Genomic DNA, 280 nt, shown 5'->3' with positions numbered 1-280 from the left:
CGGGCGGCCCGGCGAGAGCTGGCGCGGCTCGACGCCGATGACCTGGCGATAGATGCCGATGCTGGAGCGCAGCTGCGACTCGGAGGCGCTCACCTGCGACCGGGCGCCGGCCAGGCGCGCCTCGGCCTGGGCGACGTCGGTGCGGGTGACCTCGCCGACGTTGAAGCGGTCGCGGGTCTGGCGGAGCTGCTCCTCCAGCACCTCGACGTTGTTGCGGTTCAATTCCAGCGTCGCGGTATCGCGCAGCACGTCCATGTAGGACTGGGCGGCGTTGAACAGG

1 protein-coding gene is annotated in these 280 nt (G+C 71.1%); it reads right to left on the bottom strand.

The features are described from left to right. Positions 1–280: TolC family protein (locus WDW90_RS39185; protein ID WP_336493005.1), on the bottom strand; the 280-nt coding region annotated here is incomplete at both ends.

The sequence above is a fragment of the Methylobacterium nigriterrae genome (genome assembly GCF_037106235.1).
GTDB classification, from domain to species: Bacteria; Pseudomonadota; Alphaproteobacteria; order Rhizobiales; family Beijerinckiaceae; genus Methylobacterium; species Methylobacterium nigriterrae.
The sequence above is the reverse complement of the archived record's forward strand: the minus strand, read 5'-3'. Positions and strand labels throughout refer to the sequence as shown.